The 15,291-nt window shown below is 71.5% G+C and carries 12 protein-coding genes; 8 read left to right on the top strand and 4 right to left on the bottom strand.

Going from position 1 to position 15,291, the window contains the following annotated elements; translation table 11 throughout:
- Positions 1 to 253 precede the first annotated feature (253 nt).
- The 8 genes from kdpF to MED01_RS26855 all read left to right on the top strand — a co-directional run bounded on the left by kdpF (position 254) and on the right by MED01_RS26855 (position 11,378).
- On the top strand, positions 254 to 343 hold the full coding sequence (gene kdpF / locus MED01_RS26890) for a K(+)-transporting ATPase subunit F (protein WP_036410889.1): 90 nt from the start codon (positions 254 to 256) through the stop codon (positions 341 to 343).
- Positions 343 to 1,998 carry a potassium-transporting ATPase subunit KdpA gene (kdpA, locus tag MED01_RS26885; protein WP_238671308.1) on the top strand — a complete coding sequence of 552 codons (1,656 nt, stop codon included), beginning with the start codon at positions 343 to 345 and terminating at the stop codon, positions 1,996 to 1,998. Before kdpF ends, kdpA begins: the two co-directional genes overlap by 1 nt.
- A gap of 20 nt (positions 1,999 to 2,018) precedes the next feature.
- Positions 2,019 to 4,202, top strand: a complete 2,184-nt coding sequence (kdpB, locus tag MED01_RS26880) for a potassium-transporting ATPase subunit KdpB (RefSeq protein WP_238671307.1) — start codon at positions 2,019 to 2,021, stop codon at positions 4,200 to 4,202.
- Entirely contained in the window at positions 4,202 to 5,083 is an 882-nt protein-coding gene (locus MED01_RS26875; RefSeq protein WP_238671306.1) for a potassium-transporting ATPase subunit C, read from the top strand. The genes kdpB and MED01_RS26875 overlap by 1 nt, the downstream gene beginning before the upstream one ends.
- A gap of 71 nt (positions 5,084 to 5,154) precedes the next feature.
- The gene (locus MED01_RS26870) at positions 5,155 to 7,704 is read left to right on the top strand and encodes a sensor histidine kinase (protein WP_238671305.1); all 2,550 of its coding nucleotides are present in this window, start codon (positions 5,155 to 5,157) and stop codon (positions 7,702 to 7,704) included.
- Positions 7,701 to 8,381: a response regulator gene (locus MED01_RS26865; protein ID WP_210782924.1), complete on the top strand. Its 681-nt coding sequence runs from the start codon at positions 7,701 to 7,703 to the stop codon at positions 8,379 to 8,381. The genes MED01_RS26870 and MED01_RS26865 overlap by 4 nt, the downstream gene beginning before the upstream one ends.
- Positions 8,382 to 8,485: 104 nt before the next feature.
- Positions 8,486 to 10,501, top strand: a complete 2,016-nt coding sequence (locus MED01_RS26860) for an FAD-dependent oxidoreductase (RefSeq protein WP_238671304.1) — start codon at positions 8,486 to 8,488, stop codon at positions 10,499 to 10,501.
- 121 nt (positions 10,502 to 10,622) lie between these two features.
- Complete coding sequence (locus MED01_RS26855) at positions 10,623 to 11,378, top strand: dienelactone hydrolase family protein (RefSeq protein ID WP_238671303.1); 756 nt, start codon at positions 10,623 to 10,625, stop codon at positions 11,376 to 11,378.
- Positions 11,379 to 11,633: 255 nt separating this feature from the next.
- Here the strand turns inward: MED01_RS26855 and MED01_RS26850 are convergent, their stop codons facing one another.
- The 4 genes from MED01_RS26850 to MED01_RS26835 all read right to left on the bottom strand — a co-directional run bounded on the left by MED01_RS26850 (position 11,634) and on the right by MED01_RS26835 (position 15,285).
- A complete protein-coding gene (locus MED01_RS26850) occupies positions 11,634 to 12,734 on the bottom strand; it encodes an L-dopachrome tautomerase-related protein (protein ID WP_238671302.1) in 1,101 nt (366 codons plus the stop codon).
- Between the two features lie 90 nt (positions 12,735 to 12,824).
- On the bottom strand, positions 12,825 to 13,706 hold the full coding sequence (locus MED01_RS26845) for an SMP-30/gluconolactonase/LRE family protein (protein ID WP_238671301.1): 882 nt from the start codon (positions 13,704 to 13,706) through the stop codon (positions 12,825 to 12,827).
- Between the two features lie 20 nt (positions 13,707 to 13,726).
- Entirely contained in the window at positions 13,727 to 14,668 is a 942-nt protein-coding gene (locus tag MED01_RS26840; RefSeq protein WP_238671300.1) for a sugar kinase, read from the bottom strand.
- Positions 14,665 to 15,285, bottom strand: a complete 621-nt coding sequence (locus MED01_RS26835; RefSeq protein WP_238671299.1) for a bifunctional 4-hydroxy-2-oxoglutarate aldolase/2-dehydro-3-deoxy-phosphogluconate aldolase — start codon at positions 15,283 to 15,285, stop codon at positions 14,665 to 14,667. Before MED01_RS26835 ends, MED01_RS26840 begins: the two co-directional genes overlap by 4 nt.
- Between the last annotated feature and the right edge of the window lie 6 nt (positions 15,286 to 15,291).

Raw genomic sequence — 15,291 nt, 5'->3', positions numbered from 1 at the left:
CTCTGTGCCGCATTTCACCTGATCAGCAGCTCGGTGTGAAAACCACGTCAAGAAAAGGTTCGCCGCCGTCATGGTCGCGTTATGACTCGTGCCGTCCGGTGGGTGGTGGGGCTTTGATTGCCCGGCGCGACCGGAAGGCGGTCGCGACGAACCTTTCCGGCTGAGGAGTCAGCGTGTCTGACGTGGTGTTCGTGGTCCTGACGGTGGTGCTGTTCGCAGTGCTCGCCCTGGTGGTCCGGGCGGTGGAGAAGCTGTGAACGCGGTAAACGCCGTCGGTCTGGTGCTCGCGGTCGTCCTGGGCGCGTTCCTGGTGTTCGCGCTGCTGTTTCCGGAGCGCTTCTGATGACCATGACAACAGCGGGCGTCATCTTCGTGTTGACGCTGGTGGCGGCCCTCGTCGCCGTCTACAAGCCGTTCGGCGACTACATGTTCCGGGCGGTCTCCGGCACCAAGCAGTCGCGGGTCGAGCGGGGCATCTTCCGACTGGTCGGGGTCAACCCGACCGCCGAGCAGACCTGGGGCGTGTACGCCCGCAGCGTGCTGGCGTTCTCCGCGGTATCGATCCTGTTCCTGTACCTGTTCCAGCGGGTGCAGAACCACCTGTGGCTGTCGCTGGGCTTCGACCCGGTGGTTCCGCACGGCGCGTGGAACACCGCCGTGTCGTTCGTGACCAACACGAACTGGCAGTCGTACTCGGGTGAGTCGACGATGGGCCACCTGGTGCAGATGGCCGGCCTGGCGGTGCAGAACTTCGTCTCGGCGGCGGTCGGCATCGCTGTGGCGGTCGCGTTGGTACGCGGCTTCGCCCGCAGCCGCACCGGGCAGCTCGGCAACTTCTGGGTCGACCTGACCCGGATCACGCTGCGGATCCTGCTGCCGATCGCGGTGCTCGGCGCCATCGCGCTGATGATCGGCGGGGCGGTGCAGAACCTGTCCGCCGGCACCGACGTGAGCACGCTGACCGGTGGCACCCAGACCATCACCGGCGGGCCGGTCGCCAGCCAGGAAGTGATCAAGGAGTTGGGCACCAACGGTGGCGGCTTCTACAACGTCAACAGCGCGCACCCGTTCGAGAACCCCACCACCTGGACGAACTGGCTGGAGATCTTCCTGATCTTCCTGATCCCGTTCAGCCTGCCCCGGGTCTTCGGCCGCATGGTCGGGCAGAACCGGCAGGGCTACGCCATCGCCGCCGTGATGGGCATCCTCGCGTTCCTCAGCGTCGCCATCACCAACATCTTCGAGCTGGCCGGGCACGGCACCGTGCCGCAGGCGGTCGGCGCGGCGATGGAGGGCAAGGAGGTGCGGTTCGACGTGTCGAACTCGGCCACCTTCGCCGCCGCCACCACGCTCACCTCGACCGGTGCGGTGAACTCGTTCCACGACTCGTTCACCTCGCTCGGCGGCATGATGACGATGGTCAACATGATGCTCGGCGAGGTCGCGCCGGGCGGCACCGGCTCGGGGCTGTACGGCCTGCTCATCCTCGCGGTGATCACCGTCTTCGTGGCCGGCCTGATGGTGGGCCGCACGCCCGAGTACCTGGGCAAGAAGATCGGGTCGCGCGAGATCAAGTTCGCCTCGCTGTACTTCCTGATCACGCCGATCCTGGTGCTCGTCGGCACGGCGGCGGCGTTCGGCACCGGCAACAACTCCACGGCGCTCAACGTCGGCCCTCACGGCCTCTCCGAGGTGCTGTACGCGTTCACCTCGGCCAGCAACAACAACGGCTCCGCGTTCGGCGGCATCACCGTCAACACCACCTGGTGGGACACCGCGCTCGGGTTGTGCATGCTGCTGGGCCGGTTCCTGCCGCTGATCTTCGTGCTCGCGTTGGCCGGCTCGCTGGCCCGCCAGGCACCCACCCCCGCGTCCGAGGGCACCCTGCCGACCCACCGACCGCTGTTCATCGGCATGGTCGTCGGCGTCACCGTGGTCCTCGTCGCGCTGACCTTCCTGCCCGCGCTCGCGCTCGGCCCGCTGGCAGAGGGGCTCTGACCATCATGAGGAACGAGGACATGTCCGTGACATCCGGTCAGCTCGCCACAGCAGCCGACCAGGGCAGACGGATCGGCGGAGGCCTGCTCGACCCCCAGCAGTTGATCCGATCCCTGCCGGACGCCGTACGCAAACTCAACCCCACCACCCTGTGGCGCAACCCGGTGATGCTGATCGTCGAGGTCGGCGCGGCCTTCACCACAGTCCTGGCGGTGCTCGACCCGTCGGTGTTCGCCTGGGCGATCACCGTCTGGCTCTGGCTGACAGTGGTCTTCGCCAACCTGGCCGAGGCAGTCGCCGAGGGTCGGGGCAAGGCCCAGGCCGCGACCCTGCGGCAGGCGAAGAAGGACACCATCGCCACCCGACTGATCGACTGGAAGCCGGGCGCGCGGGCCAACACCTACCGCGACGAGGCGGTGCCGGCGCCGGACCTGCGTCAGGGCGACGTCGTACTCGTCGAAGCCGGCGGCATCATCCCCGGCGACGGCGACATCGTCGAGGGCATCGCCAGCGTCGACGAGTCGGCCATCACCGGAGAGTCGGCACCGGTCATCAGGGAGTCCGGCGGCGACCGCAGCGCTGTCACCGGCGGCACCAAGGTGCTCTCCGACCAGATCATCGTCAAGATCACCCAGAAGCCGGGGGAGAGCTTCATCGACCGGATGATCGCCCTGGTCGAGGGGGCCAACCGGCAGAAGACACCGAACGAGATCGCGCTGAACATCCTGCTCGCCGCGCTCACCGTCATCTTCCTGCTGGCAGTGGTCACCCTCCAGCCCCTCGCGATCTTCTCCAAGGCGTACCAGGCTGCCGCACCGGACAGCGGGGCGATCACCGACTCCGGCGTCACCGGCGTGGTGCTGATCTCGCTGCTGGTCTGCCTGATCCCCACCACCATCGGCGCGCTGCTCTCCGCCATCGGCATCGCCGGCATGGACCGCCTCGTGCAGCGCAACGTGCTGGCCATGAGCGGCCGGGCCGTCGAGGCGGCCGGAGACGTCAACACCCTGCTGCTGGACAAGACCGGCACCATCACGCTGGGCAACCGGCAGGCAGCCGAGTTCGTACCGGTCGAGGGGGTCGACGCCGCGGCGCTCGCCGACGCCGCGCAGCTGTCCAGCCTGGCCGACGAGACCCCGGAGGGGCGCTCGGTGGTCGTCCTGGCGAAGAACGAGTTCGGGCTGCGCGAGCGCGAGCCCGGCGTGATGCCGCACGCCACCTTCGTACCGTTCACCGCGCAGACCCGGATGAGCGGCGTCGACCTCACCCCGGACGCCAGCGTCGACGGCGGCGCGGTCGGCACGGCCCGCCGGGTCCGCAAGGGCGCCGCCGCCGCGGTGATGAAGTGGGTACGGGAGAACGGCGGCCACCCGACCGAGCAGGTCGGCGAGATCGTGGACGCGATCAGTGGCACCGGCGGTACCCCGCTGGTGGTCGCCGAGCACGTCGACGGTGCGCCCGCCCGTGCGTTGGGCGTCATCCACCTCAAGGACGTGGTCAAGTCCGGCATGCGGGAGCGGTTCGACGAGATGCGCCGGATGGGCATCCGAACCGTGATGATCACCGGCGACAACCCGCGGACCGCGAAGGCGATCGCCGACGAGGCCGGGGTGGACGACTTCCTGGCCGAGGCGACGCCGGAGGACAAGCTCGCGCTGATCAAGCGGGAGCAGGAGGGTGGCCGGCTGGTCGCGATGACCGGTGACGGCACCAACGACGCGCCGGCGCTCGCGCAGGCCGACGTCGGGGTGGCGATGAACACCGGTACGTCGGCCGCGAAGGAGGCCGGCAACATGGTCGACCTCGACTCCGACCCGACGAAGCTGATCGAGATCGTGGAGATCGGCAAGCAGTTGCTGATCACCCGCGGCGCGCTGACCACCTTCAGCATCGCCAACGACATCGCGAAGTACTTCGCGATCATCCCGGCCATGTTCGCCGGCCTCTACCCGAGCCTGGACGCCCTGAACATCATGCGGCTGGCCAGCCCGGAGTCGGCGATCCTGTCCGCCGTCATCTTCAACGCCCTGGTGATCATCGCGCTGATCCCGCTCGCCCTGCGGGGCGTGCGGTACCGGCCGGCCGCCGCGTCGAAGCTGCTCAGCCGCAACCTGCTGGTCTACGGGCTGGGCGGCATCATCGTGCCGTTCATCGGGATCAAGCTCATCGACCTGCTCATCCAGTTCATCCCGGGGATTTCGTGATGCGCCTACCCACCTGGATCGCCCAACACCTCGCCGCGCTGCGCGCCGTACTCGTCTTCACGGTGCTGCTCGGCCTGGTCTACCCGCTGGCCCTGGTAGCTGTTGGTCAGTTGCCCGGCCTCAACCACAAGACCGACGGCTCGCTGATCACCTCGGGCGGGACGACTGTCGGCAGCGCGCTGATCGGCCAGTCCTTCACCGACGCGGACGGCAACCCCGTCGCCCGGTACTTCCAGTCCCGCCCCTCCGCCGCCGGTGACGGCTACGACCCGACGGCCACCTCGGCCAGCAACCTGGGCCCGGAGAGCGTTGTCGACACCCTTGCCACCGACCCGGAGGCATCCAGCGAGAGCCTGCTCACCCAGGTGTGCGGGCGCAGCAAGTCGGTCGGCGAGCTCAACGGTGTCGACGGCCGGCGCCCGTACTGCACCGACGACGGGGTGGGCGCTGTGCTCGCGGTGTTCCGCGCCGACGGTCTGACCGGTCCGGTCACCCGGGTGGTCAGCGTCAACCAGGCCGCCCCGACCACTCCCTTCGTCTCCGAGTACCAGGGTGTCGCGGTGGAGCCGGCCCAGCCCGGCGAGGACTACGTCGCCGCCGGTGGGGTGGTCACACCGATCCGGGGCGACGCGCCCGCCGACCCGGTGGTGCCCGCCGACGCGGTCACCGCCAGCGCCAGCGGCCTCGACCCGCAGATCAGCCCGGCGTACGCCGAACTACAGGTGAACCGGGTCGCGCGGGAGCGCGGCGTGGACCCGGCGGCGGTCCGCAAGCTGGTCGAGGAGCACACCGGCGGGCGAGGGCTCGGCTTCCTGGGCGCGCCCGGCGTCAACGTGCTGGAGCTCAACCTCGCGCTCGACAAGCAGTTCGCGGCACGCTGAGCACCTCGCGGGCGGGGCCGGGCCGACCGGCGCGGCCCCGCCCGCCGATCTGACCAGGGAGGATGGTCCCCGTGCCACGCGGAGAACTGCGCATCTATCTGGGGGCGGCCCCCGGCGTCGGCAAGACGTACGCCATGTTGGAGGAGGCCCAGCGGCGGGCCGCGCGCGGCACCGACGTGGTGATCGGCTTCGTGGAGACCCACGGCCGCCAGCACACCGCCGAGATGCTCGGCGACCTGGAGCAGGTGCCCCGCCGCACGATGACCTACCGGGGCGTCGAGTTCACCGAGATGGACCTGGACGAGGTGCTGGCCCGCCGGCCGCAGATCGCCGTGGTCGACGAGTTGGCGCACACCAACATTCCCGGCTCCCGGCACGACAAGCGCTGGCAGGACGTCCAGGAGCTGCTCGACGCGGGGATCGACGTGCTCTCCACTGTCAACGTGCAGCACCTGGAGTCGGTGAACGACGTCGTCGCGCAGATCACCGGCACCACCCAGCGGGAGACAGTGCCCGACGAGATCGTCCGCGCCGCCGAGCAGGTCGAGCTTGTCGACATGACCCCGGAGGCGCTGCGCCGGCGGATGGCGCACGGCAACATCTACCGACCCGACAAGATCGACGCCGCGTTGGGCAACTACTTCCGGGTCGGCAACCTCACCGCGCTGCGCGAGCTGGCGCTGCTCTGGCTGGCGGACAAGGTCGACGAGCAGCTCGACCGCTACCGCAGCCAGCAGGGGATCGCTGCCACCTGGGAGGCCCGGGAACGGGTGGTGGTAGCGCTGACCGGTGGCCCGGAGGGTGAGACGCTGATCCGTCGGGCGGCCCGGGTCGCGGCCCGCAGCAAGGGCGCCGACCTGCTCGCCGTGCACGTGGCCCGCAGCGACGGCCTGGCCGGCGCCGACCCGGCCCAGTTGGCCCGGCAACGAGTGCTGGTGGAGAGCCTGGGCGGCACGTACCACCAGGTGCTCGGCACCGACGTGCCGGCCGCGCTGCTGGACTTCGCCCAGGGCGTGAACGCCACCCAGCTGGTGCTCGGGGCCAGCCGGCGGGGTCGCCTCGCGCAGATCTTCGCCAGGGGTGTCGGGGTGACCACCACAGCGCTCTCCGGCTCGATCGACGTGCACCTGGTCACCCACAAGCAGGCCGGCAAGGGCCGCCGGGCGGCGGCGGTTCCGGCGGCGCTGTCCCGACGCCGCCGGCTGCTCGGCTTCGGCCTGGCGGTGCTGGGCATGCCGCTGCTCACAGTGCTGCTGAAGACACTGCCCGACCTGACGCTGACAAACGACATCCTGCTGTTCCTCGCCGGGGTCGTCGGGGTCGCGCTGGTTGGCGGGGTGTGGCCGGCCCTGGTCGCCGCGCTCGGCGGCTCGCTGCTGCTCAACTGGTTCTTCACCCCGCCCTTCCGCACGCTGACCATCGCCGAGGCGGACAACCTCCTCGCCCTGGCCGTCTTCGTCGGGGTGGCCCTCGCGGTGAGCTGGATCGTCGACGTGGCCGCCCGGCGTACCCGGGAGGCCGCGCGCGCCGCCGCCGACGCGCAGACCCTCGCCGCCGTCGCCGGTGGGGTGCTGCGCGGCGAACGACCCCTGCCCGCCCTGCTGGATCAGCTCCGGGAGACCTTCGGGCTGCGCGCGGTGAGCGTGCTGGAGCTGGCCGAGGAGGCTGGTGGACGGCCGGAGCGGGCCCGCGAGGAGCACGCCTGGTGTGTGGTGGCCAGCGTCGGCGAGCAGCCGGCCGGCACGCCCGACGGCGGCGAGACCGCGGTGCCGGTCGACGACCGGATCACCGTCGTGCTCAGCGGCCGACGACTGGAGGCCGCTGATCGGCGGATCGTCGAGGCGTTCGCCGCCCAGGCCGCCGTCGCGTTGCGCCAGGAACGGCTCGCCGAGGAGGCCGCCACCGCCCGGCCACTCGCCGCCGCGGACCGGATGCGCACCGCGCTGCTCGCGGCGGTCAGCCACGACCTGCGTACGCCGCTGGCGTCCGCGAAGGCGGCAGTGACCAGCCTGCGCAGCCACGACATCGAGTTCGACGAGTCCGACCGCGAGGAGTTGCTGGAGACCGCGGAGGAGTCGCTGGACCGGCTTGCCCGGCTGGTCGGCAACCTGCTGGACATGAGCCGGCTCCAGGCGGGCGTGCTGGGCATCTCGGCGACCGCGATCGGCCTGGAGGACGCCGTACCCCTGGCGCTTGACGAACTTGGCCCGGTGGCCGCGACGGTCGGCACCGACATCCCGGCCGACCTGCCGGCCGCCACCGCCGACCCGGGCCTGCTGGAACGGGTGCTGGTGAACATCGTCGCCAACGCGCTGCGGTACAGCCCGCCCGGTCAGCCGCCCACGATCACCGCCAGCGCCCACGCCGGTCAGGTCGAGCTGCGGGTGATCGACAGGGGGCCGGGAATCCCGGAGGACCAGTGGGAACACGTCTTCCTGCCGTTCCAACGCCTCGGTGACCGGGACAACCAGACCGGCGTCGGTCTCGGTCTTGCCCTGTCCCGGGGGTTGGCCGAGGCCATGGGTGGCAGCATCACCCCGGAGACCACCCCCGGCGGTGGGCTCACCATGGTGCTGCGGCTGCCCGCCGCGCCGACCAGCTCGGAGGGGCCGCAGGAATGACGCGCATCCTGGTCGTCGACGACGAACCGCAGATTCTGCGCGCCCTGCGCATCAACCTGCGCGCGCGCCGCTACGACGTGGACGTAGCCGGCACCGGAGCCGCCGCGTTGAAGGCCGCCGCCAGCCACCCACCCGACCTGGTGGTGCTGGACCTCGGCCTGCCCGACATCGACGGCGTGGAGGTGATCCGGGGCCTGCGCGGGTGGACCACAGTGCCGATCATCGTGCTCTCCGGCCGAGCCGGCAGCGAGGACAAGGTCGCGGCGCTGGACGCCGGCGCGGACGACTACGTCACCAAGCCGTTCGGGGTAGAGGAGCTGTTGGCCCGCATCCGCGCGGTGACCCGCCGCCTCGGCGCGCCCAGCGAAGCGGTGCCGGCACTGCGGATCGGCCAGCACACAGTCGACCTGGCCGACCACAGCGTGCTGCGGGACGACGGCACCGAGGTCAAGCTGACCCCCACCCAGTGGAGCGTGCTGGAGAAGCTGCTGCGTCACCCCGGCAAGCTGGTCAGCCAACGTCAGCTCCTCCAGGACGTGTGGGGGCCGGAATACCAGAACGAGACCAACTACCTGCGGCAGTACCTGGCCCAGCTGCGGCGCAAACTGGAGGACGACCCGGCCCGCCCTCGCCACCTCATCACCGAACCGGGAATGGGCTACCGCTACCGCCCCTGACCCCGTTGACACCCGCCTGTGGACATTGAAGAATTTCTGTTAGCAGCGGCAGCGGCGTGCTTCTGTAACCGTCCCCTTCACCGGTTACCCCTCGGGAGCCCGCCGTGTCCGTGCCCCTGCCCCTGTCCCGTCGTCGGCTGCTGGTCGCCGGCGGTGCCGGCCTCGTCCTGGCCGGCCTCACCGACCCGTTCCGGGCCGCCCCCGCCCGAGCCGCCGTCACCACCGCCGACCTTGTCGTCTACGGCGCCACCTCCGGCGGGCTGGCCGCCGCTATCACCATGCGCCGGCTCGGGCGCACCGCAGTGGTGGTGGAGCCCACCGGCCACGTCGGCGGGTTGAGCACCGCCGGGCTGGGCGCCACCGACACCGGCGTCCAGGCGTCCATCGGCGGGCTGGCCGCCGAGTTCTACCGCCGGGTGTACGTGAAGTACCACGGCGGAACCCTCACCTCGACGTCACCGCTGCGGATGACCTTCGAACCGCACGTCGCCACCACCGTCTTCGCCGAGATGCTGGCCGAGGCGGGCGTCCCGGTGGTCGTCGACGCCCGGCTGGCCAGCCTGGGCCGGACCGGGAACCGGATCACTGAGCTGCGCACCGAGGACGGGTCGATCTACCGGGGCGGGGTATTCGTCGACGCCACCTACGAGGGCGATCTGCTGGCAATGGCCGGGGTGGGGTTCACCGTCGGGCGGGAGTCCAACGACACCTACGGCGAGACGATCAACGGGGTGCAGTCGCGCAACACCCATCAGTTCGCCTACCCCGTCGACCCGTACGTGACGGCCGGTTCGCCCGCCAGCGGGCTGCTGCCGGGCATCTCCGCCGTTCCGCTCGCCCCGCAGGGCAGCGGCGACGACCGCATCCAGGCGTACTGCTTCCGGATGTGCCTGACCCAGGCGGCCAACCGGATCCCGTTCGGCAAGCCGTCCGGTTACGACCCGATCCGCTACGAGCTGCTGCTGCGGCACATCCAGGCCGGCTACGCGGGGCCGTACTTCACCACCCACTCGGTAGGCGGCGGAAAGACCGACTCCAACAACAACGGCGCCGTGTCGACCGACAACATCGGCTTCAACTACGCGTACCCGACGGCGAGCTGGGCGACGCGGGAGAGCATCATCGCCGAGCACCGCAGCTACCAGCAGGGGCTGATGTGGTTCCTGGCCAACGACAGCCGACTGCCGGCGTCGGTGCGCGACTCGACCGCCCGGTGGGGACTGCCGGTGGACGAGTTCACCGGCACGGGCGGCTGGCCACCGATGCTCTACATCCGCGAGGCCCGCCGGATGATCTCCGCGTACGTGATGACCGAGGCCGACTGTCGGGGCCGGGTACGCGCCACCGACTCGGTGGGCCTGGCCAGCTACACGATGGACTCGCACAACTGTCAGCGGGTGGTAGTCGACGGCAAGGTCCGCAACGAGGGGGACGTGCAGATCGGCGTGCCGGCGCCGTACCCGGTGAGCTACCGCGCGATGGTGCCGCACCAGGCGCAGTGCGCCAACCTGCTGGTGCCGGTCTGCCTCTCGGCGAGTCACATCGCGTACGGCTCGATCCGGATGGAACCCGTGTTCATGATCCTCGGGCAGGCCGCTGCCACCGCGGCGTCCCTGGCGCTCGCCGGGAACCTCGCCGTGCAGGCCGTCTCCGTGCCCGCCCTCCAGACCCGGCTGCGCCAGGACGGCGCGGTGCTGGAGTGGGGCAGCACCAGCGAGGTGATCCTGGACAACGCGGCGGCCAGCGGGATCACCCGGGCCGGGACGTGGCTGCGCAGCACCAGCACCGGTGGCTACTACGGCCCGGACTACGAGCACGACGGCAACGTCGGCAAGGGCGTCAACCGGCTGCGGTTCCGGCCGACACTGCCCGCCTCCGGGTCGTGGACGGTGCAGCTGCGCTGGACCGGGCACCCGAACCGGGCGACGAACGTGCCGGTGGACATCGCGTACTCCGGGGGGTTGGTCACCACGACGGTGGACCAGCGGCAGTCCGGCGGCCAGTGGGTGGCACTGGGCACCTACCCGTTCACGGCGGGCAGCGATGGCAGCGTGCTGATCCGTACCGAGGACACCGACGGGTACGTGGTCGCCGACGCGGTCCGCTTCGTCCGCGCCTGACCGGCGTCGGATCCGTGCCCGATCGACTTCTTGACGCCCCGTTCACGCGGCTGCCCGACGGGGGTGCCGACACGGCGAGTAACGTTCGGAACGGACCAAGATCGGCGTACGAGGAGGCACGGTGCTGACGACGACGGTGGACATCCCGACCAGTGACGGAGTGGCGGACGCGAGCCTGACCCGACCGGACGGCGACGGCCCGTTCCCGGCGGTGCTGCTCTTCATGGACGCCTTCGGGCCGCGCCCGCGCCTGGTCGAGATGGCCGAGCGGATCGCCGAACGCGGCTACCTGGTGCTGACGCCCCACCTGTTCTACCGGGCCGGTCGGGCGCCCCTGTTCGACCTGTCCCGCCTCGGCGAGGCCGACCAGCGCGGCGCCCTCTTCGAGAAGATCATGCCGCTGGTCGGCGCGTTGACTAACGACGTGATCAGCCGGGACACCGCCGCGTTCCTCGACTTCCTGGCCGCCCGCGACGACGTCCGACCGGGCCCGGTCGCCATCACCGGTTACTGCATGGGCGGCACGAACGCGCTGCGGGCCATCGAGGCGCACCCGGACCGCATCGCCGCGATCGCCAGCTTCCACGGCGGGCGGATCGTCACCGAGGCGCCGGACAGCCCACACCGGGGCGTCGCCTCGATCACCGGCGAGGTGTACTTCGGGCACGCCGACGCCGACCAGTCGATGACGCCCGAGCAGATCGCCACGCTGGAGCAGGCGCTCGACGCCGCCGGGGTGCGCTACCGCTCCGAGGTGTACACCGGGGCGCACCACGGCTACACCATGGCCGACACCCCGGCGTACGACGAGCAGGCCACCGAGCGGCACTGGGCCGCCCTGTTCGACCTCCTGGACCGCAATCTGCCAAAGAGTTGAGGGCTGGGGCGGGCTCAGTCCACCGGGACGCGGTACACCAATTCGTACCGCCCGCCCGGCAGGACGATGTCCGCCGTCTCGACCGGTACGTCCGCGGCGTAATACGTCCGCGTAACGCACGCCAAACGTGCAGAAGTGGCCGTCCCCGTCGTCACGACGTCGTGGTCTGGTGATCAAGTGATGAAAAGTAGGTCAAGAACGGCTCGGAGACCTGCTTTTCATCACCTGATCATGGGAAGCGGGGGCAACCTCGCCTCAGCGCAGCAGCACCGGGCCGGCGTCGATGCGGGTGCGGAACAGCGCGTACGGCTTGCGCCGCAGGTCCTTGCCGCGCTGGTACTGCGGCTGCCGGTGCAGTTGGTTGGCGGTGACGTAGAGGTACCCGTCGGTGGCCACCGACATGGTGTCCGGCCAGAGCAGTCGCGGGTCGTGGACCAGCGTCTCGTACTCGCCGTCGGGCAGTCGACGCAGCACAGCGTTGTGCTCGTACGAGGTGATGTAGAGCCGCCCGGCGTCGTCGCTCTCCAACCCGTCCGAGGCGGTGCCCCGGTCGCCCTCGTCGACAACCGTCGCGGCGACCGCCTCCTGGGTGACGCCCGGGTCGGCCAGCGCCTCGGTGGACACGCTGTAAAGGCGCCGGGACGCCAACGGGCAGTAGTAGAGCCGGGTGCCGTCGGCGGAGATGGCGATGCCGTCGGAGCCCATGCCCACCGGCTTCGGCGGCCCGTCGGCCGGTCGTTCCAGGAACGGTCGGCCCTCGACAATCGGACGGAACGACGTCAGCGGCTCCGCCTTGGTGGACGGGTGGTCGTGCAGCCGCCGCCAGGAGGCCCCGCTGGCCAGGTCCACCACGATGATCCCGTTCGGCCCGGCGAACGCGGAGTCGGTGATGTAGGCGACCCCCGCCTCGCCCCGCCGAAGGTCGAAGCGGACGTCGTTGAGGTACGTCGTCGGCAGCGCCACGTCCGCCGGGAAGGTGATCACCTGGGCGACGGTGTCGGTGTCCAGGTCGACCCGGACCAGCTTCGGGCCGCCCGGCTTGGTGGGTTGCAACATCGGGCTGCCGGTGTCCAGCACCCAGAGCCGGTCCGCCGGGTCCACCACGATGCTCTGCACCGAGACGAACGCGCCCGCGTCGTCGTCGCCGGACGGGTCGTTCCACGCCTGGTCGGGGTAGGGCATCTCCTGGCCGTCGCGCAGCTCGACGACTGTGGCCGGCACCTCGTCGCCCCACTTCGGGAAGTTGACGAAGATCCGGCCCCGGTGCGAGACGCTCACCCCGGTCGGCATCGGGCCGGTGAAGGTGTGCACCAGTTCCAGTTCGCCCATCGGCTCGTCGCCGACCGGCCCGTTCATGACGTCCGCTCCACGGTGCTCATCGGCTCGCTCCCTACCGGTCGACTGTTACGGCGCTTGTTCCCGCCCTGGCGTCCGGTATGCCTCCGATCAGCTCGCTGGCGCGGCGGCCCGGGCGGCGGGCAGTCCGGGCACCGGGACGTCCACCGCGAGCAGCGCGCCGTCCTGCGGGCCCGGCGAGTCCAGCCCCACCCGGGCGGTGCCGATGAAGAGTCGCCGCAGGTCGGGGCCGCCGAGGCAGATACCGGCCGGCTGCTTGGCCGGCAGCCGGATCTCCCGGTCGAGGGTGCCGTCCGGCCGGTAGCGGCGTACCGCCGAGCCGCCCCACAGCGCGATCCAGAGGTGGTCGGCCGCGTCGAGCGTCATGCCGTCCGGGCCGCCGTCGGCGGGGGACAGCCGCAGGAACGGCTCCCGCCCGCGCAGGGCCCCGGTGGCGGGGTCGACTGTGAACCGGTCGATCTGGCCGAGCGGAGTGTCGGCCAGGTACATGGTGGTGCCGGTCGCGTCGAACGCCGGCCCGTTCGGGATGGTCAGCCCGGTCACGGCGGGGACCGGCTCGGCGCCCGGTGTGAGGCGGAACAGCGTGCCTCCGCCGGGCACCATCGCGTACGTCATGCTGCCGGCCCAGAAGCGGCCGTGCGGGTCGGCGACCGCATCGTTCATCCGGGTCGGCTCGGGTGCCTCGCCCACCAGGTCGGTGACCGGTCGGGGGTCGCCGGTGGCGGGCAGCACCGTGACGCCGGTCCCGGCGGCGGCCAGCCATTCACCGGGTCGGTCGGCCATCGGGGCGACCGCGCCGAGCGGCACGTCGAGGCGGCGCAGCTCCCGCAGCGGGCTCGGGGCGTCGCCGTCGGTCTCCAACAGTCGCCCGGCCAGCAGGTCGACCAGGACCAGCCGGTCGTCGACCCAACGCAGGCCCTCACCCAACTCCAGTCGGTCGGTGCTCCAGACGGTCGGCTCGGTCAGCTCCATGGTGTTCCTCCAAAGGATCGTCAGCGGACCGTACCGCCAGGGCCGTGGTCGAGCAGCGCCAGCTCGGTCCGGTCGGGCAGGCCCTCCCAGTCACCCCGGGTGGCGACCGCGAACGCGCCGGTGGTGACGGCCCGGTCCAGTCGGGCCGACGCGTCGAGGCCGTCGAGCCAGCCGGAGAGCAGCCCGGCGACGAACGCGTCGCCAGCGCCGACGGTGTCCACCACCGGCACCGTCCGGGCTGGACGGTGGATGACGCCGGCCGCGCTGTGGCTGGTCGCGCCGTCGCCGCCGTGCTTGACCACTACCTCGGTGACGCCGGCCGAGAGTAGCGCCGTGGCCGGGTCGGTGGCGTCGGTCAGCACCGCCAACTCGTCGTCGGAGGCGATCACCAGGTCGATCGAGGGCAGCAGTGGGCGCAGCGCGGCGGCGGCCTCGGCGACCGACCAGAGCCGGTTGCGGTGGTTGACGTCAAGGCAGATCGTGCTGCCGGCCGCGCGGGCACGTCGCACGGCTTCCACCACCGCCTGGTACGGCTCGACGCCGAGCGCGCAGGTGATGCCGGTGACGTGCAGCAGCCGGGGTGGTGGCCCGGGCGCGTCGAAGGCAGGTGTCACGTCGGTCGGGCCCAGCCGGGAGCCGGCCGACCCGGCACGGTGGTAGGTGACCCGGTTGATGTCGGCGACCCGGTTCTCGAAGAGGATCAGGCCGGTGGGGGCGGTCGCGTCGACCCGGGACCAGGTCAGGTCGACACCCTCCGCGCGCAGCGTACGGCGGACCAGTTCGCCGGGCTCGTCGGCGCCGGTGACGCCGACCCAGGCGGCCCGGTGGCCGAGCCGGGCCACGCCGATCGCCACATTCGACTCGGATCCGGCGACGGAGATGCCGGCGGTGCCGCCCAGTCGCAGCGGGCCGGTGGTGCGGAACGCCGCCATCGTCTCGCCGAGCGTGAGCAGGTCGGTCATTGCCGGACCGCCGCGAGGAAGGCGGCGGCGCGCTCCCGCAGCGCCACCTGGTCGCCGCCACGGACGGCGTCGCCGAGCAGCGGGGAACCGACGCCGACAGCGACCGCTCCCCGTTGCAGGTAGCGTCGCGCACCGTCCGCGTCGACCCCACCGACCGGCACGAACGCGGTACCGGGGAACGGGTCGCGCAGGGCGCCGAGGTAGTCGGGCCCGCCGAACGAGGCAGGGAAGAGCTTGATCGCGGCGGCCCCGCCGTCGGTGGCCTGCACCACCTCGGTGGGGGTGAGGGCACCGGCGAGCACCGGCAGGCCGAGCCGGCCGCCCTCGGCGAGGCTCGCCGCGATGGCCGGCGTGACCAGGAAGCCGGCCCCCGCATCGGCCGCCGCGCGGGCGTCCTCGGCGCTGAGCACTGTGCCGGCGCCCAGGGCGTAGCCGGGTCCGAGGGCGGCCCGGGCGCGTCGGATGACGCCGAGCGCGTCGGTGCTGGTCAGCGAGACCTCGACCAGGGCGACGCCGCTCTCGGCCAGTGTGAGCACGGCGGTCAGCGCGGCGGCCGGGTCCGGGCCGCGCACGATGGCCAACAGCCGGTGGGTACGCAGCTCGTCGAGCAGGTTCATCACGGT

The sequence above is a fragment of the Micromonospora alfalfae genome (assembly GCF_022230925.1).
Classification (GTDB): Bacteria; Actinomycetota; Actinomycetes; order Mycobacteriales; family Micromonosporaceae; genus Micromonospora; species Micromonospora alfalfae.
Note: the sequence above shows the minus strand (reverse complement) of the source record. Positions and strands in the feature narration are given on the sequence as shown.